Origin of the sequence: Amycolatopsis sp. GM8, assembly GCF_021653975.1 — a bacterium.
Taxonomy (GTDB): Bacteria; Actinomycetota; Actinomycetes; order Mycobacteriales; family Pseudonocardiaceae; genus Amycolatopsis_E.
The window spans coordinates 1-22,666 of record NZ_JAJKFK010000008.1 but is presented as its reverse complement, the minus strand read 5'-3'; the positions used below and the strand labels follow the sequence as shown (position 1 = coordinate 22,666).

21 protein-coding genes and 1 rRNA gene are annotated in these 22,666 nt (G+C 71.1%); 3 read left to right on the top strand and 19 right to left on the bottom strand.

Annotation, left to right across the window (positions count from 1 at the left end):
- Window positions 1-13: 13 nt before the first annotated feature.
- From LOZ83_RS31365 to LOZ83_RS31330, 8 genes are all read right to left on the bottom strand, one after another.
- Complete coding sequence (locus LOZ83_RS31365) at window positions 14-757, bottom strand: pseudouridine synthase (RefSeq protein WP_236795367.1); 744 nt, start codon at window positions 755-757, stop codon at window positions 14-16.
- Window positions 747-1,523, bottom strand: a complete 777-nt coding sequence (scpB, locus tag LOZ83_RS31360; RefSeq protein ID WP_374202740.1) for an SMC-Scp complex subunit ScpB — start codon at window positions 1,521-1,523, stop codon at window positions 747-749. The genes LOZ83_RS31365 and scpB overlap by 11 nt, the downstream gene beginning before the upstream one ends.
- Window positions 1,520-2,380: a ScpA family protein gene (locus LOZ83_RS31355; protein WP_236795366.1), complete on the bottom strand. Its 861-nt coding sequence runs from the start codon at window positions 2,378-2,380 to the stop codon at window positions 1,520-1,522. The genes scpB and LOZ83_RS31355 overlap by 4 nt, the downstream gene beginning before the upstream one ends.
- Window positions 2,377-2,763 carry a cobyrinic acid a,c-diamide synthase gene (locus LOZ83_RS31350; protein ID WP_236795365.1) on the bottom strand — a complete coding sequence of 129 codons (387 nt, stop codon included), beginning with the start codon at window positions 2,761-2,763 and terminating at the stop codon, window positions 2,377-2,379. Before LOZ83_RS31350 ends, LOZ83_RS31355 begins: the two co-directional genes overlap by 4 nt.
- Window positions 2,760-3,722: a ParA family protein gene (locus LOZ83_RS31345; RefSeq protein ID WP_236795364.1), complete on the bottom strand. Its 963-nt coding sequence runs from the start codon at window positions 3,720-3,722 to the stop codon at window positions 2,760-2,762. The genes LOZ83_RS31350 and LOZ83_RS31345 overlap by 4 nt, the downstream gene beginning before the upstream one ends.
- A gap of 88 nt (window positions 3,723-3,810) precedes the next feature.
- A complete protein-coding gene (gene xerD / locus LOZ83_RS31340; RefSeq protein WP_236795660.1) occupies window positions 3,811-4,713 on the bottom strand; it encodes a site-specific tyrosine recombinase XerD in 903 nt (300 codons plus the stop codon).
- Window positions 4,714-4,965: 252 nt separating this feature from the next.
- On the bottom strand, window positions 4,966-5,598 hold the full coding sequence (locus LOZ83_RS31335) for an NUDIX hydrolase (protein WP_304512171.1): 633 nt from the start codon (window positions 5,596-5,598) through the stop codon (window positions 4,966-4,968).
- Complete coding sequence (locus LOZ83_RS31330) at window positions 5,595-7,292, bottom strand: CTP synthase (RefSeq protein WP_236795362.1); 1,698 nt, start codon at window positions 7,290-7,292, stop codon at window positions 5,595-5,597. The genes LOZ83_RS31335 and LOZ83_RS31330 overlap by 4 nt, the downstream gene beginning before the upstream one ends.
- 97 nt (window positions 7,293-7,389) lie before the next feature.
- Between LOZ83_RS31330 and aroA the strand changes: the two genes are divergently transcribed.
- Both aroA and LOZ83_RS31320 read left to right on the top strand, forming a co-directional pair.
- Window positions 7,390-8,670: a 3-phosphoshikimate 1-carboxyvinyltransferase gene (gene aroA, locus LOZ83_RS31325; protein WP_236795361.1), complete on the top strand. Its 1,281-nt coding sequence runs from the start codon at window positions 7,390-7,392 to the stop codon at window positions 8,668-8,670.
- Window positions 8,671-8,693: 23 nt separating this feature from the next.
- Window positions 8,694-9,536 (top strand): TIGR03621 family F420-dependent LLM class oxidoreductase, encoded by an 843-nt coding sequence (locus LOZ83_RS31320; protein WP_236795360.1) that lies wholly within the window; start codon window positions 8,694-8,696, stop codon window positions 9,534-9,536.
- A 123-nt stretch (window positions 9,537-9,659) separates the two neighbouring features.
- Here the strand turns inward: LOZ83_RS31320 and LOZ83_RS31315 are convergent, their stop codons facing one another.
- From LOZ83_RS31315 to LOZ83_RS40305, 10 genes are all read right to left on the bottom strand, one after another.
- Window positions 9,660-12,740 (bottom strand): UvrD-helicase domain-containing protein, encoded by a 3,081-nt coding sequence (locus LOZ83_RS31315; RefSeq protein WP_236795359.1) that lies wholly within the window; start codon window positions 12,738-12,740, stop codon window positions 9,660-9,662.
- Between the two features lie 15 nt (window positions 12,741-12,755).
- Window positions 12,756-13,076: a hypothetical protein gene (locus LOZ83_RS31310; RefSeq protein WP_236795358.1), complete on the bottom strand. Its 321-nt coding sequence runs from the start codon at window positions 13,074-13,076 to the stop codon at window positions 12,756-12,758.
- 72 nt (window positions 13,077-13,148) lie between these two features.
- Window positions 13,149-14,096, bottom strand: a complete 948-nt coding sequence (locus LOZ83_RS31305) for a copper transporter (RefSeq protein ID WP_236795357.1) — start codon at window positions 14,094-14,096, stop codon at window positions 13,149-13,151.
- A complete protein-coding gene (gene steA / locus LOZ83_RS31300) occupies window positions 14,093-15,277 on the bottom strand; it encodes a putative cytokinetic ring protein SteA (protein WP_236795356.1) in 1,185 nt (394 codons plus the stop codon). The genes LOZ83_RS31305 and steA overlap by 4 nt, the downstream gene beginning before the upstream one ends.
- A gap of 98 nt (window positions 15,278-15,375) precedes the next feature.
- Window positions 15,376-17,151, bottom strand: coding sequence for a DNA repair protein RecN (gene recN, locus LOZ83_RS31295; protein ID WP_236795355.1), 1,776 nt, complete (start codon window positions 17,149-17,151; stop codon window positions 15,376-15,378).
- A gap of 61 nt (window positions 17,152-17,212) precedes the next feature.
- Window positions 17,213-18,109 carry an NAD kinase gene (locus LOZ83_RS31290; RefSeq protein ID WP_236795354.1) on the bottom strand — a complete coding sequence of 299 codons (897 nt, stop codon included), beginning with the start codon at window positions 18,107-18,109 and terminating at the stop codon, window positions 17,213-17,215.
- Window positions 18,106-18,909 (bottom strand): TlyA family RNA methyltransferase, encoded by an 804-nt coding sequence (locus LOZ83_RS31285; protein ID WP_236795353.1) that lies wholly within the window; start codon window positions 18,907-18,909, stop codon window positions 18,106-18,108. Before LOZ83_RS31285 ends, LOZ83_RS31290 begins: the two co-directional genes overlap by 4 nt.
- 3 nt (window positions 18,910-18,912) lie before the next feature.
- Entirely contained in the window at window positions 18,913-19,101 is a 189-nt protein-coding gene (locus LOZ83_RS31280) for a hypothetical protein (protein WP_236795352.1), read from the bottom strand.
- A 13-nt stretch (window positions 19,102-19,114) separates the two neighbouring features.
- On the bottom strand, window positions 19,115-20,125 hold the full coding sequence (locus tag LOZ83_RS31275) for an HAD-IIA family hydrolase (RefSeq protein WP_236795351.1): 1,011 nt from the start codon (window positions 20,123-20,125) through the stop codon (window positions 19,115-19,117).
- A complete protein-coding gene (locus LOZ83_RS40305; RefSeq protein ID WP_304512170.1) occupies window positions 20,115-21,074 on the bottom strand; it encodes a hypothetical protein in 960 nt (319 codons plus the stop codon). Before LOZ83_RS40305 ends, LOZ83_RS31275 begins: the two co-directional genes overlap by 11 nt.
- Here LOZ83_RS40305 and LOZ83_RS40300 point away from each other — a divergent pair.
- Window positions 21,009-22,499, top strand: a complete 1,491-nt coding sequence (locus LOZ83_RS40300) for a hypothetical protein (RefSeq protein WP_304512169.1) — start codon at window positions 21,009-21,011, stop codon at window positions 22,497-22,499. The two genes, LOZ83_RS40305 and LOZ83_RS40300, sit on opposite strands and share 66 nt — an antisense overlap.
- 41 nt (window positions 22,500-22,540) lie before the next feature.
- On the opposite strand, the gene rrf is transcribed toward LOZ83_RS40300, so the two are convergent.
- Window positions 22,541-22,657 (bottom strand): 5S ribosomal RNA (gene rrf, locus LOZ83_RS31265).
- Window positions 22,658-22,666 lie beyond the last annotated feature (9 nt).

Sequence of the window (22,666 nt, the reverse complement as noted above, 5' to 3'; positions counted from 1 at the left end):
GCGGCGGCGGTTGTCACAGACCCACCGCCCGGTAGAGGCTGCCCACCTCGTCCCGGGTCAGCCGGCGCATCGTGCCCGGCTTGGGATTGCCCAGCTGCACGTCGGCGATCGCGGTCCGCACTAGCTTGCGCACGGGAAAGCCGACCTCCGCGAGCAGTCGCCGCACGATGTGCTTGCGCCCCTCGTGCAGCACCACCTCGACCAGCGTCTTCCCGGCCTGCATGTCCTTGACCCGGAACGCGTCGACCTTGACCGGGCCGTCGTCCAGCTCGACACCGGCGCGCAGTTCTTTACCCAGCCCGCGCGGCACCAGGCCGTCGACCTCGGCGAGGTAGGTCTTGGGCACGTGATACGACGGGTGCATCAGCCGGTGCGCGAGATCGCCGTCGTTGGTCAGCAGCAGCAGGCCTTCGGTTTCGGCGTCGAGCCGCCCGACGTGGAACAGCCGCTCGGCCCGGTGGCGCACGTAGTCGCCGACGCAGGGGCGGCCCTGCTCGTCGGTCATCGTGCTGTGCACGCCTTTGGGCTTGTTGAACGCGAGGTGCACCAGGTCCTCGCGGAGGATCACGCGGGTGCCGTCGACGTGGATCACCGCGTTGTCCGGGTCGACGCGATGGCCCTGCTCGCGCACGGTCCGCCCGTCGACGCTGACCCGGCCCTGCGCGATCAGCTCCTCGGCCGCGCGGCGCGAGGCGATACCCGCTTTGGCGAGCACCTTCTGCAGGCGCACACCTTCCGGTGCTTCTTCAGATGTCATCGATCGCGTCCACTTCCGGTAGCAGTGGGGCGATCGGGGGCAGGTCGTTCAACGACGGAAGCCCGAGCCGCTCCAGGAACAGTTCCGTGGTCACATAAAGCGTGCCACCGGTCTCCGGATCCGTGCCGGCCTCTTCGATGAGTCCGCGTGCCAGCAGGGTCCGGATGACCCCGTCCACGTTAACGCCGCGCACGGCCGCGACGCGGGACCGGGTGACGGGCTGGCGGTAGGCGATCACCGCCAGGGTTTCGAGCGCCGCGCGGGTCAGCTTCGAGCGCTGGCCGTCGAGGAGGAATTTCTCGACGAACGGGGCGTAGGTGTCGCGCGTGAAGAACCGCCAGCCGTCGCCGACCCGGCGCAGGTCGATGCCGCGGCGGTCTTGGGTGAACCGCTCGGACATCGTGCGCAGCGTCTGGGTCACCCGCGAGGCCGACTCGTCCACCGTCTCGGCCAGGGCCTCCTCGGTGACCGGCGAGTCGACGACGAGCAGCAGGGCTTCGAGCGCGGACTCCAGCGCGGCGTCCTCGGTGAGATCCGGCAGGGAGCGGTCGATGGCGAGGCCCTCGTCGCTCTCGCCAGCGTCTTCGGCGTCGGCGGCGTCTTCGGGCTCGGCTTCGGCGCTCTCGGCCGCGGCCTCCGGTTCGGTTTCCGGTTGGGCCGCAACGGTTTCCGGCTCGATTGCCGACGCTGTTGCCGACTCGGTTGCCGGTTCTGCCACGCCGATCTCGTCCAGGTCGACGACCGGTCGTTCCTCCTCGGGGTTCACCCGTACTCCTCTTCCTCGACGCGGGTCCGGTCCTGATCGGCCTCCTCGGCGGCTTCTTCCGCGGACCCGCCTGTCCAACGGACGGTGAGCGCGCCGAGCGCCTCGGCCTGCTCGAACTGCACCGAGGATTCCCGGTACAGCTCCAGCAAAGCCAGAAACCGCGCCACGACTTCGATCGTGTGCTCGCAGTCCGACACGAGGTCCGCGAACGTCGCCGTGCCGGCCTCGGCGAGCCGCAGCCGCAGCACCGCCGCGTGCTCGCGCACCGACACCCGGCCCATGTGCAGGTGGTCCAGCGAAACCGTCGGCGGCGGCTTCGGCTTGAACACCGCGAGCGCGACCTCCCGGAACTTCTCCGGGCTCACCCCCAGCATGACCTCCGGCAGCAGCCCGAGGTACCGCTCTTCCAGCGCCACCGACCGCGGGTACCGCCGCAGCGCCCCGGCTTCGAGCTCCGCGAACAGCGCGGCGACCTGCTTGTACGCCCGGTACTGCAGGACGCGCGCGAACAGCAGGTCGCGTGCCTCCAGCAGGGCCAGGTCGTCCTCGTCCTCGACCTCGGCCGACGGCAGCAGCCGCGCGGCCTTGAGGTCGAGCAGGGTCGCCGCGACGACCAGGAACTCGGTGGTCTCGTCCAGGTCCCATTCCGAGCCCAGCGCCCGGGTGTAGGCGATGAAATCGTCGGTGACCTGGTGCAGCGCCACCTCGGTGACGTCCATCTGATGCTGCGAGATCAGTTGCAGCAGCAGATCGAACGGGCCCTCGAAGTTCGCGAGGTGCACCTTGAACCTCGCGGACGAACTTTCCTCGGCTGTGGGCTCCGGCTGAGGAGCCTCAGCCGGTTCCCCTGTGGTCACGGCCCCGAGACTTCCTCGGTGTCGAGAGTGTGCTCACGCAGCCGCTGGACGAGGACCGAGTCCGGCCCGTGCTGCTCGAAGTCCGCGAGCAGCACCGCGACCGCCTCGCGCACCAGCCGGCCGCGGTCGATGACCAGGCCGTGCTGGGCGCGCAGCAGGAGCCGCGCCTGCTCCATCGCGACCAGTTCGTCGCCCGAGACGTACACCGTGATCTTGGAATCGTGTTTCTGCCGGCCGGAACCGCGCCGCGCACCCGTGCGCTCCAGCTGTCCCCGCTCGTCGGCCGGTTTCGGCACCTCGACGGGCGGGATGGGCTCGAGCGCGGGAGTGCTGGTCAGGCGGAAGAGTTCCGAAGCCCCGGGCAGGGAGGCTCGCCTGCTCACCGAGCGATCACCTCGCGCGCCAGCGAACGATAAGCCATCGCGCCGGAGGATTTGGGGGCCCAGCGGGTGATCGGCTCTCCGGCCACAGTGGTCTCGGGGAACCGCACGGTGCGGTTGATCACCGTGTCGAAGACGGTGTCACCGAAGGCCTCCACCACGCGCGCCATGACCTCTCTCGAGTGGAGGGTCCTGGGGTCGAACATGGTGGCAAGGATGCCGGTGATGTCCAGTTTGGGGTTCAAGCGCTCGCGTACCTTCTCGATCGTGTCGATCAACAAAGCCACGCCACGCAGGCTGAAGAACTCGCACTCCAGCGGGATGAGCACGCCGTCCGCGGCAGTGAGCGCGTTCACCGTGAGCAACCCGAGCGATGGCTGGCAGTCCACGAGAACATAGTCGTAGCCGTCCATCACCGGTTGCAGGACCCGGAGCAACGTGTGCTCGCGGCCGACCTCGGCCACCAGCTGCACCTCGGCCGCGGACAGGTCGATGTTGCTCGGCAGCAGGTCCATGCCCTCGACGCGGGTCTTGCGCAGCACGTCGTCGGCGGTCACGTTGCGTTCCATGATCGCGTTGTAGACCGTCTGGTCCAGCTCGTGCGGCTGGATGCCGAGACCCACCGACAGCGCACCCTGCGGGTCGAAGTCGACCAGCAGCACGCGGCGGCCGTACTCCGCCAGCGCGGCACCGAGATTGATCGTCGAGGTGGTCTTGCCGACGCCGCCCTTCTGGTTGCACATCGCGAGCACGGTCGCGGGACCGTGCCGTTCCAGCAGCGGCGGGTCCGGTATCTCCCGCCACGGTCTGCCGGTGGGCCCCACCTTGGCCCCGTTCACCTTGCCGGGCTGCACGGCCGTATCCACAGCCTCGGTGTCTCCCTCGGTCGCGATGGTCAGCTGAAGTTTCGCGGCGGCCGACATGGCCGCGGCCGATCTGGCCGGTGGCTCGAATGTCGACATGGCGCGAAAACTCCTCGTTCGACGGGTCTTCAGCAGCCTATTGCGCCCGGCGTATGTCGCCAAAGCGGCTCGCCGAGACGACTGATCGCTAACCCAGCGCCCGAGGATGGGCCGTAGCATATATCTCACGGAGAGTGTTCACTGTGACGAGGGTGTAGACCTGCGTCGTGGTCACCGAAGCGTGTCCGAGCAGCTCCTGAACCACCCGGACATCGGCGCCACCTTCAAGCAGATGGGTGGCAAAGGAGTGACGCAGCGTGTGCGGCGACACGCTGGCCGATATCCCGGCCCGTTCGGCACTGACCTTGAGCACCTGCCACGCACTCTGCCGGGACAACCGGGTGCCGCGCGCGTTGAGGAACAGCGCCGCGCTCCCCCGCCCCCGGGAGGCGAGGACGGGCCTCGCCCGCACGAGATACGCCTCGACCGCCTCGACCGCCGGCCTGCCGATCGGCACGAGCCGCTGCTTGCCGCCCTTGCCGTCCAGCAGCACGGTCCGGTCGGTCCGGTCGATGTCGTCGAGGTCGAGACCGACGGCTTCGGAGATCCGGGCGCCGGTGGAGTACAGCAGTTCCAGCAGCGCGCGGTCGCGCAGCGGGCGTTCGCCTTCGGTGGCGGGCACGTCCAGCAGCCGCAGCACGTCCTCGACGGGAAGCGCTTTCGGGAGTCGCTTCGCGGCGGCGGGCGGGCGGACCTCGCGCGCCGGGTCGTCGTCGGTGATGCCGTCGATGTGCGCGAACCGGTGCAGTCCGCGGACCGCGACCAGCGCACGGGCCGACGACGACGCGGCGAGCGGCGGGTGCTCGTCGTCGCCCTCGCGCAGGGCGGCGCCGAACGCCGTCACCTCGGCTTCGGTGACTTCGCGGAAGTCGTCGACACCGGCGTGGCCGAGGTGAGCGGCGTAGCGGCGCAGGTCGCGGGCGTAGCTGTCCAGGGTGTTGCGGGCGGTGCCTCGTTCGACCGCCAGATGATCGAGATAGGACGCGATCACCTGCGTCACCGGGATAACGCCCGTGTTCGCCACGGCGGACAGATTAGACCCGGACGCAACCCCTCCGGGAGCCCGCGGCGCGAGGCACCGGCGTCGGACTCGGCGTCGCGAACGTCGGACTCGGCGTCCCCGGCGTCGGACTCGGCGTCCCCGGCGTCGGACTCGGCGTCCCCGGCGTCGGACTCGCGGGCCTCTCCGCGAGTCCGACGTTCAGGACCGCGAGTCCGACGCTCGGGACTGCGAGTCGTACGTTCAGGGTGTGCGCTTCGCGAAGGTGTGCGGGCGGTCGCGCCACTCGGCGTCGGCGGGGCGGGTCTCCCCCGCGCCCGACAGCACCACGTGTGCGGCGAGCACCCCGGCGACGGTCGCGCCGTTGACCAGCTCGCCGGCCAGGGCCATCCGCACCGCCTCGGCGAGCGGGACCTTGCGCACGACCAGATCCGCCTCCTCGTCGTCGTGCCCCAGCTCCGCACGGTCCACTTCGGACACATCGCGGGCGAGGAACACGCGCACGACCTCGTCGGTGAACCCGGGCGACGCCGCGACGTCCACGAGCGTCTCCCACCGCTCCGCGACCAGTCCCGCCTCCTCCACCAGCTCCCGGCGCGCCGCGTCGACCGGACTCTCGCCGTCCGCGTCGAGCAGCCCCGCCGGCAGCTCCCAGATCCGCCGGCCCAGCGGATGCCGGTACTGGTGGATCAGCGTCACCTCGCCGTGGTCGTCGACCGCCGCGATCGCGACGGCGCCCAGGTGCTCGACCACCTCACGCTTCGCCACGGACCCGCCGGGCATCCGGACGTCGTCGACCCGCAGCCCGACCACGCGTCCGATGTGGACGTCCTTTGTGGACACCACCGCGAAGTCGTGCTCCCCCGGCGCCATCAGCGCACGCTCGTGGGCTCGGGCAGCTCCACCGGCAGCCGGTCCGCGATCCGGTAGTTCACCGCGGCCTTGACGAACGCGTCGAACAGCGGGTGCGGCCGGGTCGGGCGGCTCTTGAGCTCGGGATGCGCCTGGGTGCCGACGAAGAACGGGTGCACCTCCTCGGGCAGCTCGACGAACTCCACCAGCCGCTCGTCGGGCGAGATCCCGGAGAACACCAGGCCCGCATCGGCGAGCTGCTCGCGATAGAAGTTGTTGACCTCGTAGCGATGCCGGTGCCGCTCGGACACGTCGGTGGTGCCGTAGGCGTTCGCCACCTGCGAGCCCGGCTTGAGCTTCGCCGGGTACGCGCCGAGGCGCATCGTGCCGCCCATGTCGCGCTCGCCCGCGATGACGTCCTTCTGCGAAGCCATCGTGGAGATCACCGCGTGCTTCGTGCCCTCGTCGAACTCGGCCGAGTTGGCGTCGGCGATACCGGCGAGGTTGCGGGCCGCCTCGATCACCATGCACTGCAGGCCAAGGCACAGCCCCAGCACGGGAATCCCGCGCGTGCGGGCGTAGTTGATCGCGCCGATCTTGCCCTCGATGCCGCGCACCCCGAACCCGCCGGGCACCAGCACACCGTCCACATCGGACAGCGCCTGGGCGGCGCCGGCCGGGGTGGTCGCGCGGTCGGAGGCGACCCACACGATCTCGACCTTGGCGCGGTGCGCGAACCCGCCCGCGCGCAAGGCCTCCGTGACCGACAGGTACGCGTCCGGCAGGTCGATGTACTTGCCCACGAGCGCGATCCGCACGGTCTCCGACGGGTTGTGCACCCGGTCGAGCAGATCGCCCCACACAGTCCAGTCCACGTCGCGGAACGGCAGGCCGAGCCGCCGCACCACGTACGCGTCGAGCGCCTCGCCGTGCAGCACCTTCGGGATGTCGTAGATGGACGCCGCGTCCGGGCAGGCGATGACGGCCTCGGTGTCGACGTCGCACATCAGCCCGATCTTGCGCTTGAGATCCTCGGGCAGGTCCCGGTCCGCCCGGCACACCAGCGCATCGGGCTGGATGCCGATGTTGCGCAGCGCGGCCACGGAGTGCTGGGTGGGCTTGGTCTTCAGCTCGCCGGACGGCGCGAGGTAGGGCACCAGCGACACGTGCAGGAAGAAGCAGTTGTCGCGGCCGATCTCGTGCCGCACCTGGCGGCAGGCCTCGAGGAACGGGAGGGACTCGATGTCACCGACCGTGCCGCCGACCTCGGTGATGACCACGTCCGGGACCTGGCCCGTCGCGTCGCCCGACGCGACGGCCATGACGCGGCGCTTGATCTCGTCGGTGATGTGCGGGATGACCTGCACGGTGTCGCCGAGGTACTCGCCGCGCCGCTCCTTGGCGATCACCTCGGAGTAGACCTGGCCAGTGGTGACGTTGGCCGAACCGGTGAGGTCGCGGTCGAGGAACCGCTCGTAGTGCCCGATGTCGAGGTCCGTCTCGGCCCCGTCGTCGGTCACGAAGACCTCGCCGTGCTGGAAGGGGTTCATGGTGCCCGGATCCACGTTGAGATACGGATCCAGTTTCTGCATCGTGACCCGGAGGCCACGCGCGGTAAGGAGTTGACCCAGGCTCGAGGCCGTGAGTCCCTTACCCAGGGAGGAGGCGACGCCTCCGGTGACAAAGACGTACTTGGCTGTCCGCGGCTGAAGTCCCACGGGCCTCCACCTTATCGCACCTGGCCCCGGCCGTGCGGCGGCCACGCCGACATAGTTCGATGTCAGCAGCACCTCGACGGCAACAAGGAAGGCAGTCGTGTCGGGAAACACAGCGAGCCCCTGGTCCGCCCCCACCGCGTCCGGCGCGCTGGACGCGACCGTCCGGGTCCCCGGTTCGAAGTCGATCACGAACCGCGCCTACGTGCTCGCCGCGTTGTCGCAGGGCCCCACCCTGGTCCGCGCGCCGCTCGACTCGCGGGACGCGCGGCTGATGCTGGGCGCCCTGTCCGCGCTCGGCGGTTCGTGGGAGCCCAGCGGTGCGGACGTGCGCGTCCAGCCGCTGCGCCCGGAAGGATCCGACGAGGCGTCGGTGGTGCTCGGCAACGCCGGCACCGTTGCCCGCTTCACCCCCGCGCTCGCCGGGCTGGGCTCGCGGCCGGTGCTGTTCGACGGTGACGAGGCGATCCGCCGGCGCCCCATCGCGCCGCTGCTGCGCGCGCTGCGGGAGCTGGGCGTGGACATCGACGACGAGGGCCGCGGCGCGCCGCCGTTCACGGTGCGCGGGCACGGCGGGATCGCGGGCGGCAAGGTCGAGCTGGATTCGAGCGCGTCGAGCCAGTTCCTGTCGGCGCTGCTGCTCGCCGCGCCGTCGTTCGACTCGGGCGTCACCGTGCGACTGGTCGGGGACGCGCCGCCGAGCGAGCCGCATATCGCGATGACCCTGGACCTGCTGCGCCGGTTCGGCGCCGCGCCGGAGCGTTCCGGGCCGGAATTCCACGTCCCGGCAACGAGTTTGGCGTGCGCCGAGTACACCGTCGAGCCGGACCTCTCGACGGCCGCGCCGTTCGCGGTCGCCGCCGCGGTCACCGGCGGCACGGTCCGGATCGAGAGCTGGCCCGAGCACACCACGCAGCCCGGCGCCTGGTTGCGCGAGCTGCTCGCCGAACTCGGCCAGCGCGCCGAACTCGACGCTTCGGGGCTCACCATCACCGGGACGGGCGGGATTCCGGGCGCACGGCTGGACCTGCACGAGGTCGGCGAGCTGACCCCCGTCGTCGCGGCCCTGCTGTGCTTCGCGGACGGGCCGTCGGTCATCTCGGGCGTGTCGCACCTGCGCGGGCACGAGACCGACCGGCTCGCCGCGCTCGCGACGGAGCTGTCCCGACTGGGCGCACAGGTGCGCGAGACCGAGGACGGACTGGCGATCACCCCGGCGCCCTTGCACGGCGGGGTTTTCCACACCTACGACGACCACCGGCTGGTGATGGCCGGGGCGGTGCTGGGCCTGCGCGTGCCGGGCGTGGCGGTCGAAAACCCCGCCACCGTCGGGAAGACGTTCCCCGGTTTCACCGGCGCCTGGCAGGCCATGCTCGGCTGATCATCCACAACGAAGGAGCACGAATGCCCGACCGCCTTTTCCGGTTCGGTCTGGTCGCGGCGCCCCGCGGGGCGGGCCGTGAGTGGACGGCGACCGCGAAACGCGCCGAAGACCTGGGATTCTCGACACTGCTGGTGCCGGACGGCGTCGGCATCCCGCCGTCGTTCGCGGCGCTGGCCGCCGCGGCCGCGGTGACCGAACGCCTGCGGCTGGGCAACTTCGTGCTCAACACGCCGCTGCGCACGCCGGGCACGATCGCGTGGGAGGCGGCCGGCCTCGACCAGCTCTCCGACGGCCGGTTCGAGCTGGGCCTGGGCGCCGGGCGGGGCGACGCGGGGCCGGGCGCTGAGCTGGTCGGCGCGTCGTGGGGTTCGGCGGGCGAGCGGGTCCGGCAGGTCGGCGAGGCGATCGAGACGGTCGACCGGCTGTTCGCGCGCGGCGCGTTCACGCCGGTGCAGGAGCCACGGCCGCCAATCATGGTCGCGGGCGGCGGCGACAAGCTGCTCACCATCGCGGCCGAGCGCGCGGACATCGTCGCGGTGCACGCGGACGGCAGCGAACGCGATCTCGGCGAGAAGCTGCGGCTGGTGCGGGACGTAGCCGGGGATCGGTTCGACGCGCTGGAGCTGAGCCTCAACGTGTTCCACATCGGCGACGGTGCCGTTTCGGAGTGGGTGCGGAACTTCGGCATCGACCCGGCGCGCACGACCGGTAACCAGCACGTCTCGGTGCTGACCGGCGACACCGCGACCGCGATCGACACGCTCAAGCGCCGCCGGGACGAGTTCGGCATCTCCTACGTCACGATCAACGCGATCGCCCTCGAGCACGCGATCCCCGTCGTCGAAGCCCTCGCCGGCACCTAACCCGCCGGCGTGTTGGCCCGCCCCGCGCGCGTGTTGGCCCGCCACGTCGGTGAGTTGGCCTCGCGCGCGGTCAACTCACCGTCGCCGGCGGCCAACACGCCCGCATGAGGGGCGAACACGCCGCTAGAGCAGGCGGAGCTGGGTTTCGCGGGGACGGGCGCGCGGGACGGCGTCGCCGATCTGCTCGACCCCGTCGCCGAGGTCGGCGAGGAAGCGGGAACGCGCCACTTTCCGGCCCGAGCGCTCGGCGGCGTGGCTCAGGTACAGGTGCCGCTGCGCCCGGGTGATGCCGACGAACAGCAGGCGCCGCTCCTCGGCCAGCTCCTCCTCGGCCGGTTCGGCGCCCGGCCACCGCAGCGGCAGCAAGCCCTCCTCGCACCCGACGACGAACACGACCGGGAACTCCAGCCCCTTCGAGGCATGCAGCGTCAGCAGCGAAACCCGGTCCGCCCGCGGATCCCACGTGTCCACCTCGACGCCCAGCGACAGCTCGGTGCGGAACTGCTCCAGGTCGTCACACCGCAGCGCCAGCGGTTTCAGCAGCTCGGCCGCCGTGTGCACGACAGCCTCGTCGGCGCCGCGGGCGAGCACGGCGTCCGCGGCGCGGCGGACCCGTTCCGCCACCGTCGTTCCGGCGCCCGGATGGGCGAGCTCGGCGACGATCTCCTCGACCCCGGATCGCTCCAGAAGCCTGTCGTGCGAACGTTTCTGCACCGGTAACCCGGCCTGTGCGAACGCGTCGAGCAGCGCCCGCGCCTGCCGGTCCGTCCGGTACAGCACGGCGAAGTCCGAAAACCCGAGGCCCTGCGTGCCGTCGGACACCACCCGCCCGCTGTCGAGCGAGTGGAACGACGCGCCACCGAGCAGCTGGTCGATCGTGCGCGCGACGAACGCCGCCTCGGCCCGGTCGCCGGCCGCGTGGTGCAGGCCGACGCGCGCGTCGCCGTGCTCGCCGCACGGCCGCAGCTCGCGCCCGGGCACGAGCGTGCCGGGCGCGATGGCCCGCAGGGCGGTGCCCAGGACATGCGGATTCGACCGGTAGTTGCGGGTCAGCTGGACGGTCCTGGCCGGCGCGAAATCCTCCTGGAAACGCAGGAAGAACCCGACGTCCGCGCCGCGGAACCGGTAGATCGCCTGGTCCGGGTCGCCGATCGCGGTGAGGTTCCCGTCGCCCGGCGCGAGCAGCCGCAGCAGCCGGTACTGCTGTTCGTCGACGTCCTGGTACTCGTCGACGCTGATCCAGCGGTATCGCTCGCGGTAGGCGGCGGCCAGTTCGGGTTCGGCTTCGAGCAGCGCGACCGGTAACGCGACCAGATCGTCGAAGTCGACGAGATCCTGCTGCCGCAACGCTTTCGTGTACCGCTCGGCCAGGTCGTCCGGGGTGCCCGTGCGGCGGTTGCGCGAGATCTCGGCCAGCGCGCGCCGGTCGGCGTCCTCACTGACCTCCGCCAGGATCTCCAGTTGCCGTGCCTGGTCCGCGATCCCGAAGTCCGCGCTCAGCCCCGCGCGGTCGTGCTGCTCGCGCAGGATGCGGACGCCGAGCGAGTGGAACGTCGCGATGGTCAGCTTCGCCGCGTGCGCGGGCACCAGCGCCGCCAGCCGCTCCGCCATCTCCTCGGCCGCGCGGCGGGTGAACGTGATCGCGAGGCACTGCTCCGGCGCGACGTCGCGCTCCGACACGAGATGCGCGATGCGATGGGTCAGCGTCCGCGTCTTGCCGGTGCCCGGACCGGCGATGATCAGCAGCGGTCCGCCGCCGCTGCCGGCCGCCTCGCGCTGCTCGGGGTCGAGCCCGTCGAGCAGCGAACCCGTGCTCGGTTTCGGTTGCGGCACAACGGGTTCCACGACCGGAGCGGGCGCGGCGACGGGTTTGCGTGCCGGTTTCGCCGGTTCGGGTGCGGGCGCGAACAGGCCGTCGTCGAACAGCCCGATCGTCGTGGACCGCTTCAGCTCCGCGGGCTCGAACAGCCGGATCACGCCGTACTCGCCGTCGTATCCGGCGTCCCGGATCACGTCGCCGCGCCGCAGCCGCCGGACCGCCTCACCCAGCAGCGGCGAACGCGACTCGAGGTCGGCGACCGGCACGTCCTGCAGGATCACCAGCTCGGGCCCGAAGGCCGCGGTGAGCTTGTCGATCTCGCCGAGCACCTTCTTGCTCTTCGGCCCCACACTGAGGATTTCGCCCATGATTTCGGGCAGCTGCACGAGGCTCGTGAACTCCGGCGCGCCCGCCGGCCGGATCGCTTCGGCGCGGTCGGCCAGATCCTCGACGCGGCTGAGCACGCCCACCGTCACCGGTTTGCCGCATTCCGGGCACAACCCGCCGCGTTCCCGGGTCTCCCCCGGCTCCATCCGGACCCCGCATTTGCGGTGCCCGTCCACGTGGTACTTACCTTCCTCGGGGAAGAACTCGAGCGACCCGGCGTGCCCGCGGCCGGTTTCCAGCGCCCGTTTCACCGCGAAGTAGTCCAGGTCGGTGTCGAACACGGTCGCCTCGCGCCCCAGCATCGGCGGCGAGTGCGCGTCGGAATTGCTGACCAGGCGGTACTTGTCGAGCGCGCTGATCTTCCAGTTCATCTCGGGATCGCTCGACAACCCGGTTTCCAGCGCGAAGACGTGCTCGGCCAGGTCGGCGTAGCAGTCGTCGATCGCGTCGAACCCCGACTTCGACCCGAGCACGGCGAACCACGGCGTCCACACGTGCGCGGGCACCAGATACGACCCGGCGCCGCTTTCCAGCGTGATCTCCAGCAGATCCCGCGAGTCCAGCCCGAGAATCGGACGGCCGTCGGAACCGAGGTTGCCGATCTTGCCGAGCCGCTGGTTGAACCTTTCGGCCGCCTCGAAATCCGGCATGTAGATGAGGTGGTGCACCTTGCGGGTGTGCTCGGCGCGCTTGTAGATCGTGGAGATCTCGACCGACAGCATGAACCGCACCTCGGACGCGGCGCACGACGGCGGGAGGCGGCGCTGGATCTCGGCGTCGAGGTCCTCACGCAGCCGGAACAGGCCGGGCTCGGCGGGGACGAGGTTCTCGCGCAGATGCTCGAACCACGCCGGGTGCGTGAAATCCCCGGTGCCGACGAGGGTGATCCCCTTGCGGCGCGCCCACCACGTCAGATGCTCGAGATCGCAATCCTTGCTGCAGGCACGGGAGTACTTCGAGTGGATGTGCAGGTCGGCAACAAAACGCACCCGCGGCATCTTGCCAGACGCGCTTCAGCCCCCGGCAGCCACTGTGTAATCGCGGAACAGCTCGATCCCGCCGGCGCCGACACCGATCACCGTGATGTGGCGGGCGTCGGCCTGCCACTCGACGACCAGCACATCGGGATCCGTCGTGTCGTACCGCGTCTGCGACACGATCGCGGTGATCTCCGCGGGCCAGCCCGGGGACGCGAACGGGAACTCGATGACCGCGTTGAGGGCGAACAGCTCGGCGACCCCGTGCGGGTCGTGTGCCAGCAGCCGTTCCTGCAGCCGGTCGACGGCTCCGTGCGCGCGCTGGCGGCGCTCGTGCACGGTGAGGTAGGGGCTCACGCTCACGGACGTTAGCGACGGCCGTGCGGCGTGCCGTGGCTCAGTTGCGGTCTGCCGCGGTCCGGCGCGGTGCTAGCTGCCGGCCGCCGCGACCCCGGGTGCGGGCGCCTGCGCGTTCCCCCCGATGCCGTACCGGCCGACCCCGCCGTCGAGCTGCTCGCGGAGGGCCAGCACGGTCGCGACCCGGCCGGCCGCGGTGTTCACGTTGTCCACAGTGGACAGAACCGAGGTGGCCGAGGTGTCGGCGCGGACCACGCCGATCGCGCCGGTGCCCTCCGCCGACGCCGGGTCACCCGCGAGCACCGCGCCCGCGCCGGACCGGTCGAGCTGCGCGGCGAACCGGGCCAGCGTCGCGGCCTTGTCCCCCGCACCGTCACCGGTCGCCTGGCCGTTGGTGAGCACGACCGCGAGCTGTCCCGGCCCGATGTTCGGGCTGGCCTTGACGAACCCGCCGTCGGACAGGCCGCCGATCGCGGCCGCCAGTTCGTCCGTTGTGGACTGTGGCTTCGCGGTGTCCTTGTTGAGCATCAGCACCGAACCGACCAGCGCTCCGGCGAGCGTGCCCGGGTCACCCGCGGTCGGGAACGTCGACCCGGCGGGCTGCAGCCGGGTGACCACCTGGCGCAGCTGGTCGGCCTTCGCCGGGTCCACAAAGGACGAAGTCAGCTGCAGCTCACCGGTGACGGTCGCGCCGGACTGGCCGATCAGCTGCTTGAGGGCGTCCCGGTCGGCCGGTTTCGCGTCCTCGGTGGTGATCAGGATGACCGAGCGCTGGGCGAGCGCCCCGGCCACCACCTTCGGCCCCATCGCGCCGGCGAACGCGTCGGCGTCCGCCAGCCGCGCGTTGAGCTGGTTGCGCTGCGCCTGCAGATCGGTGACCTGGCCGGCGAGCTGGCTCTTCTCGTCCGACAGCCCGGACAGCAGCGAGCCGGACAGCGCCGTCGAGCCGAGCACCACCCCGACCGCCAGCGCGAGGAACACCGACGCGATGGAAACGATGTGGTACCGCAGCGAAATCACGAGACCAGTCCCTTACCCCAGCTGATGAACGAATTCCAGGTGTCGCGGATCCAGCCGAGGTACACGCTGCCGACGTCGGACATCAGCAGCGCGACGGCGACCACCACGAGCGCGGCGAGCACGAGCAGTACCACCGCGCCGAGCGAGACCCGGCTGCGATGCAGCGCGGCGACCGCCTTGCCGTCCACCAGTTTCGTGCCCAGCTTGAGCCGGGTGAGGAAGGTGGACGGGTTGGAGCCGGACCGGCCGTGGTCGAGGAACTCCGCCAGCGTCGCCTGGAACCCGACCGTCACCACGAGACTCGCCTGGTGCGCGTCGGCGATCAGCAGCGCGAGATCCTCGGCGTTGCCCGACGCCGGGAAGGTGACCGCGCCGATGCCGAGGTCCTGGATCCGGGTGACGCCCGGCGCGTGCCCGTCGGGCTGCGCGGGCACGACCACCTCGGCGCCGGACTTGAGCGTCTCGCCCTCGATGCCGCTCGGGTCGCCGACGATGATGTCCGGGGTGTAGCGCAGCGCGCGCAGGGTGTCCGCACCGGCGTCGACGCCGACGAGGACGGGCCGGTGCTCGGCGATGTACTTGCGCAGCGCCTTCAGGTCCGCCGCGTGCCCCTTGCCCGGCGCGACGACCAGCACATGCCGGTCCCGCAACGGAACCCGCACGTCGGGCACGCCGACACCGTCGAGGATCAGCGTGCGCTCGCGGCGCAGGAACTCGATCGTGTTGGCGGAGAACGCTTCCAGCTGGGTCGACATCCCGGCCTTGGCCTCGATCATCTGGTCGGCGATGCTCTCCCGGGTCTGCTCGTTGCCCGAGGCGATCCGCCGTTCGCCGACGTACACGACACCTTCGTGCAGCCGGATCTTCGTGCCGTCCTTGAGCCGCCGCAGCACCTCGCCGCCGGCGCCGTCGACCAGCGGGATGCCCGCGCCGACGACGACCTCGGGGCCCAGGTTGGGAAACCGGCCGGAGATCGACGGCGAGGCGTTGACCACCGCCGCGACCTCGGCCTCCACCAGCGCGTCGGCCGTGGCCCGGTCGAGGTCGAGCTGGTCGAGGACGACGATGTCGCCGGGGCCGATCCGGCGCAGCAGCTCCCGGGTACGCCGGTCCACCCGGGCCACGCCGGTGAGTCCGGGCAGGTTCTCGGTGTTCCGCGCGAGCAGTCCGGTCAGCTTCATGGCAACGATAGTGACAAACGGACGCGGAATGGCGCGGACAACACGCCGTAGCGGTAAGGGTTTCCGAGCGTGATCTTGGTGCTGTTTGCGCAGGTCTGCTAGTTCTTGCGCTTCTTCCTGCGGGTGCCGGACGCTTTGTCCGTCTCCGCGACGGCGAGCAGTTCCTCCGCGTGCGCGCGCCCGGTCTCGGTGCCGTCCATCCCGGCCAGCATCCGCGCCAACTCCTGTACCCGCTCGGACTGTTCGAGCGTCTTCACCCCGCTGCGGGTCACGCCCTCCGAGGTGCCCTTGTCCACCACCAGATGCCGGTCCGCGAACGCCGCGACCTGCGGCAGGTGGGTCACGACGAGCACCTGGTGACTGCGCGCGAGCCGGGCGAGCCGCCGCCCGATCTCGATCGCGGCGCGACCGCCGACCCCGGCGTCCACCTCGTCGAACACCAGCGTCTGCACGGTGTCCGCGCCGGCGAGCACGACCTCGATCGCCAGCATCACCCGTGACAGCTCACCGCCCGAAGCGGCCTTGTGCACGGGCAGCGGCGGCGCCCCGGAATGCGCCTTGAGCAGCAGCTCGACCTCGTCGATCCCGCTGTGGCCGGCGTGCATCAGCTCATCGCCGACCCGCAGCGCCTGCTGGTCACCCGCTTCAGCGATCCGGCGCCGCACCGTCACGTCGATCTGCGCCTGGCCCATCGCGAGCCCGGACAGCTCCTCGGTGACCGCGGCGGCCAGCTCGGCGGCGGCGACCTCGCGCGCCTTGGACAACTCCTGCGCGTGCCCGGCGAGCTGCGCCGCCAGCTCGTCCCGGCGCGCGGCCAGCTCGGCCAGCGCCTCTTCGGAGGTGTCCATTGTGGACAGCCGGGCGCGCGCGTCCTCGGCCCAGGCGAGCACCCCGTCGACGTCCGCGGCGTACTTGCGGGTCAGCTTCTTGAGATCGGCCTGGCGCGCCAGCACCTGCTCCAGCCGCTCCGGGTCGGCCTCCAGCCCCTCGAGGTACCCGCCCAGCTCGGCACCCACATCGGTGAGCAACATCGCCGCCTCGGCCAGCCGCGGTTCGAGATCGCGGAGCGCCGAGTCCTCCGCGGTGGCCAGCCGCCGCCGCGCCTCGCCGACCAGTCCGAGCGCGCCCGGCGAGTCCGGATCTCCGTCCGCCGCGCCGGAAACCGCCTCGTGCGCCGCGGTGGCCGCCGCGCGCAGCTCGTCGGCCGCGGCGAGCCGCTTGATCTGCTCGGCCAGCTCGGCGTCCTCCCCGGCCTGCGGGTCGACCGCCTCGATCTCGCCGAGCCCGTGGCGCAGCAGGTCGGCCTGCTGCGCCAGCTCGCGCGACCGGGTCTGTCGCTCGGTCAGCTCCGTGACGATCGCCTGCCACTGCTCGCGGACCTCGCGATAACGCGCGAGCGGCGCTGTGACGGCCTCACCGGCGGAGCGGTCGAGCACGTCGCGCTGCTCGCCCGGCCGCAGCAGGCGCAGCTGGTCGTTCTGCCCGTGCACGGCCAGAAGCCGGTCGGCCAGATCGGACAGCACGCTCACCGGCACCGACCGGCCGCCCAGATGCGCGCGGGACCGCCCATCCGCGTTCACCGACCGCATGGTGATCAGGCTGCCGTCCTCGTCGGGCTCGCCGCCCGCGTCGGTGACGATCCGGGCGACGTGTTCGGCGAGCACGCCTTCGAACCGGCCCTCGACGACGGCCCGTCCGGACCCGTTGCGCACCTTGGAGGCTTCGGCCCGGCCACCGGAGAGCAGGTGCAGCCCGGTGACGACCATGGTCTTGCCGGCACCCGTCTCGCCCGTGACCACGGTGAATCCCGGGTGCAGTTCGAGCAGGGCGTCCTCGATCACTCCGAGGCCCTGGATATGCATCTCGGCCAGCACGGGTCACACGGTAGCGGGTGGGGCCGACATTATGCGAATGTCTGTTCGATCAGCGCGTCGATCAGCGCGCGTGTCGTTCCCGCCAGCTCTTCACCGGCAACGAGAACTTGTGCACCAGCCGATCCGTGAAAGGTCCAGGCCACAGGCGTGCGAGCCGGACCGGGACCCGGCCGGCGACGACCCGCACCCGCGCGCCCCTCGGCAGTGCGATATGTCGCAGGCCATCGCACGTCAGCACGGCCGTCGAGCCGTCCGGGTCGATCCCGACGGTGATCACCGAACCGCGGGAGACGACCAGCGGCCGGGCGAACATGGCGTGCGCGTTGCTCGGCACGACCAGTAGTGCTTCGACCTCGGGCCAGATGATCGGGCCGCCCGCGGAGAAGGCGTACGCGGTCGAACCCGTCGGCGTCGCGCACAGCACGCCGTCGCACCCGAACGCGGACACCGGCCGGCCGTCGACCTCGATCAGCGCGTCCAGGACCCGTTCGCGGGAGCTGCGCTCCACGCTCGCCTCGTTCAGCGCCCAGGTCTCGGCGACCGGCTCGCCGTCGACCGTGACGGTGACATCGAGGGTCATCCGGTCCTCGACGGTGTAGGCGCGCTCGACGATCCGGTGCACGGTCTCCTCGAGGGCGTCCGAATCGGCCTCGGTGAGGAAGCCGACGCGGCCGTGGTTGACGCCGAGCACCGGCACCCCGGCCGGGCGCGCGATCTCGGCGGCGCGCAGCAGGGTCCCGTCGCCGCCGAGCACGAGCACGAGTTCGGCGCCCTTGGCCGGGGCGTCCTGCGGGGCGACCATCGTGCACGGCGAGTCGATGAGGTCACGCACTTCTTCTTCGGTGACCCGCAGCCCGATACCCGCCGCGTCGAACCTCTCGGCGACCTTGCGCGCCGCGTCGCGGGTGGCGTTGCGGTCGGGGTGCACGACGAGCAGCACCTCGCGCTTTTCGTTCACTGTGGGCCCTCTCCGACCGCCTTGCGCACCAACTGTCCGACATCGTCCACAGTGGACTCGTCCCGGCGGAGCCAGGCGAAGTACTCGACGTTGCCCGACGGCCCGGGCAGCGGGCTCGCCACCACACCGTGCGGGTATAGCCCCAGTTCCCGTGCCGCGGCAAGGACTTCGAGCACGGTCTCGGCGCGCAGCCCGGGATCCCGCACGACGCCGCCGCTGCCCAGCCGGTCCTTGCCGACCTCGAACTGCGGTTTGATCATCGGCACCAGATCGGCGTCCGGCAGCGCGCAGGCGGCCAGCGCGGGCAGCACGAGCCGCAGCGAGATGAACGACAGGTCGCCGACGACGACGTCCACCGGGCCGCCGATCTGCTCTGGGGTCAGGGTGCGCACGTTGGTCTTGTCCAGCACCAGCACGCGATCGTCGGTCTGCAGGCGCCAGTCGAGCAGCCCGCGCCCGACGTCGGCCGCGACGACCTGTGCGGCGCCCCGGCGGAGCAGCACGTCGGTGAAGCCGCCGGTGGACGCGCCCGCGTCCAGGCAGCGTTTCCCTTCCACGGTCAGGCTTTCGAACGCGTCCAGCGCACCGAGCAGCTTGTACGCGCCACGCGAGGCCCAGCCGGGGTCGTCGCCCGCGCGCACGACGATGGCGGCGTCGGTGTCCACCCCGGTCGCGGGTTTGCTCGCGACCATGCCGCGCACGGTCACTTTGCCCTCGGTGATGAGCGTGCTCGCGTGCTCGCGGGAGCGGGCGAGGCCCCGGCGGACGAGTTCGGCGTCGAGGCGGGCCCTACGGGGCATCGGTCAAACCTTGTCGATGCTCGACAACGCGAAGGTCAGCTGGGTGTGGACCGCGTCGAAACGCTCGACGTGCTCCGCGAGGGGCACCCGGTCGAGGTTTTCGAGGCCTGCCATGCCCTCGTCGATCCCGGCACGCGGGTCCGGCGGCGGCCCGGGGATCGGGTGGGGTTGCTGTTGTTGCACGGTTACCACGCTAACGGATGGATCAGGCAGTGGGTGTGAGCCCCAGCGCGGCGAGTGCCGCGGCGGCCACGTCGTCCTGCGGTTTCACGGCGGTGAGGCCGGACTGCCAGGCTTCGTGACACAGCGCGCGGAGGAGTTCGTAGGGGTCTTTCGAGCCCTTGGCCGACGCCCGGAGCGTGTGCTCGCCGACGTCGACCTGCCAGCCCTTCTGCGGCCCGGGGACGAGATCGTCGGCGGGCTGGTCGAGGGCTTCGAGGTCCGCCGCGAGGTAGGTCGGCCGTTCCGTCGTTTTCGCGGCCAGCAGGTCGGCGGGAGTGGAGACGCCGGTGAACACGAGCAGGGAGTCGACGCCGGCGGTCACCGCGCCCGCGATGTCTGTGTCCAGGCGATCCCCGATGGCCAGGGGTTTGCTCGCGTTCGCCGACTGGGTGGCCGTGTGGAACAGCGGCGCCTCGGGTTTGCCGGCGACGACGGGTTCGGCCCCGGTGGCCGCTTTGAGCGCGGCGACCATCGAGCCGTTGCCCGGTAGCAGGCCACGCTCGGTGGGCAGGGTGGCGTCGACGTTGCAGGCCACCCACAGCGCGCCGGCGCGGATGGCGAGACAGCCTTCGGCGAGGTGCTTCCAGCCGGTCTCGGCCCAGTGCCCCTGCACGACCGCGGCCGCGTTCTCGGCCGCACGCACGGGCTCCAGCCCGACGGCGGCGACCTCATTTTCGAGTGCCGGCGCGCCGATGATGACGACCTTGGCGCCCCGCGGCAGCCGCTCGGAGAGGACCTTGGCGGCTGCCTGGGCGCTGGTGCTGACCTCGGCCGCGTCGGCGTCGATGTCCATGCCCCGCAGGGATTCCGCGACGTCGCCGGGCGCCCTGGACGCGTTGTTGGTGACGAAACGGACGGCTGTCCCGGCGTCGCGCAACCCGCGGATCACCTCGGCGACGCCCGGGATCGGCTCGGGCCCGTGGTAGACGGTGCCGTCGAGGTCGAACAGCATCACGTCATACGTGGCGGCGAGCGTGTCCCCGTCAGTCGCCATCAGGGCGCCGCTCCGTTTTGGCTGTGGCGGCGGTGGTTTCGTCCCGCCCGGCGGCTTCGGTGCCTTCGGTGGCGGCGTCTCCAGGCTCCTCTACGTCCTTGTCGCCGAGTTCTTCATCCTCGTCGTCGAAATCGTCTTCGTCTTCGCCGGCGTCGCCCTCGTCAACGTCGTCCTCGTCGTCGGCGGCGTCTTCGTCGTCATCCTCGAAGTCGTCGTCCTGGTCGTCGGCGTCGTCCTCGTCGTCGAGTTCGCCATCGGCGCCGTCGAGTTCCTCGTCCTCGTCGTCGAAGTCGTCATCCTCGTCGGCGTCGTCTTCGTCATCCTCGAAGTCGTCGTCGTCCTGGTCGTCGGCTTCGTAGGCGTGGTCGCCGAGCGGCAGGTCGTCGTTGGAGAGGGCGGCCGCGCGCTCGGCGGCGTCGGTCTCCTCGTCGGCGTCGGCCTGGGCGGCGTTGAGGAACCACTCGATCGCCTCGTCGCGGCGGCCCGCAGCGGCCAGGTTGTCGGCGTAGGCGTAGAACAACCGCGCGCTCCACGGGTCGCGTTTCGCGGCGTTGAGGTCCGGCCCCTGCAGGGAGACGACCGCCGCGTCGAGCTGGCCCATGTCGCGCCGGGCGCCGGCCGCGACGATGCGCAACTCGACCTCCACGTCGCGCGGCAGGTTGGCGCCTGCCACCTCCTTGGCGAGGTCGAGCGCCCGCTCGGGACGGCCCAGGGCGCGCTCGGCATCGGCGATGACGGCGACGTGGGTGTCCAGCCGGGTCATCCGGCGGACGGCCCGCAGCTCAGATAGCGCCTCGGCCCAGTTGCCGGCGTGGTAGGACACCAAACCGAGCGCCTCACGCACGATCGGCACGCGAGAGGCCTTCGCCTTGGCGTAGCGCGCGTGCTGGAGGGCCGCCTCGGGGTCGGTGTCGATCAGACCGCCGGCGGCGACGAGGTGCTTGCCCACGGTCTCCGCGAGCCCCTTCGGCAGGGTGCGCAGCTCGCGGCGGGCTTCCTCGTCGAGGTCGGCGTAGTCGACGTCCTCGGGCAGTTCGGGGGCTTCGAGCAGCTCCTTGGCGAGCGCCTCGTCGTCGAGCGGTACGGCCGGCTTGGCACCGTAGGGGCGGCGGGGTCCACTCGGGCGATCGGGCTTGCGGTCGCCCCGGTCGAACCGCCGCTCGTTGTCACGCGGCTTGTCGCCACGGTCGAAACGCCGATCGTTGTCGCGTGCCCCACCCCGCTCGAACCGCCGGTTGTCATCCCGCTGCGGACGACGGTCGCCTCCCTTGTCGTCATCACGCGGACCACGACGCTCGAACCCACGGCTGTCATCCCGCTGCGGGCGGCGATCATCGCGATCGAACCGGCGGTTGTCATCACGCGATCCGCTGGAGCGCCGGTCATTGTCACGAGGCCCACTGAACCGCCGGTTGTCGCCCCCGCGATCGTTAAAACGCCGCTCACCACCGCGGCTATCGCCACCCCGGTCGCCGAACCGCCGCTCACCACCGCGACTATCACCACGATCGCCGAACCGGCGCTCACCACCACGACTATCACTTCGGTCGTTAAACCGGCGCTCTCCACCACGATTGTCACTGCGATCGTTAAACCGGCGTTCCCCACCGCGATTGTCGCTCCGGTCATTGATCCGGCGCTCACCACCACGGCTGTCCCCGCGGTCGTTGAACCGGCGCTCTCCACCGCGACTATCACTTCGGTCGTTAAACCGGCGCTCACCACCACGATTATCGCTGCGGTCGTTGAACCGGCGCTCCCCACCGCGACTATCGCCACGATCGCCGAATCGACGGTCACCGCCACGGTTGTCGGCGCGGTCGCTGAACCGCCGCTCGCCGCCGCGGTTATCGCCACCCCGGTCGCTGAACCGACGGTCACCGCCACGGTTGTCACCGCGGTTGTCGGAACGCCGGTTGTCGGCACGGAAGCCACCACGGTCATCGCGGTTCTTGTTCCACGACGGGCGATCACCGCGGTCGTTCTTCCACGCCGGCCGGTCCCCCGAGCGGTCGTTCCGGCCGGCCTGGTCACCGCGCCGGTCGTCAGACTTGCCGCCACCTGCACGGTCACCGCCGCGCGAGCCCGCGCGGCGGCCATCGTCGTTGCGCCAGCGGTCCTTCCCGCCGGCACTGTTGTCACGCGAGCGACCGCTGTTTCCGCGGTCGTACTGTCCCGAACCGCCGCCACTGCCGAACCCCCGCTTGTCACCACGCGGAGCGCCCGACCGGCGCTTGTCGGGACCCGAGTCACGGCGTCGCGGGCGATCGGACGCGGCGTCGTCCTCCGAGTCGCGCCGTCCGAACTCCGCCACCTGATCCTCCTACTTGTTCATGAAAAGTTTGATCTCGAACACAGACAAAGGGCCCGCTAGGAGCAGCCAACTGGCTATCCTAGCGGGCCCTTCGAAAAGAAGTTCGGCGGTGTCCTACTCTCCCACACCCTGGCGGGTGCAGTACCATCGGCGCTGGTGGGCTTAGCTTCCGGGTTCGGAATGGGACCGGGCGTTTCCCCACCGCCAAAACCACCGAAACACTCACG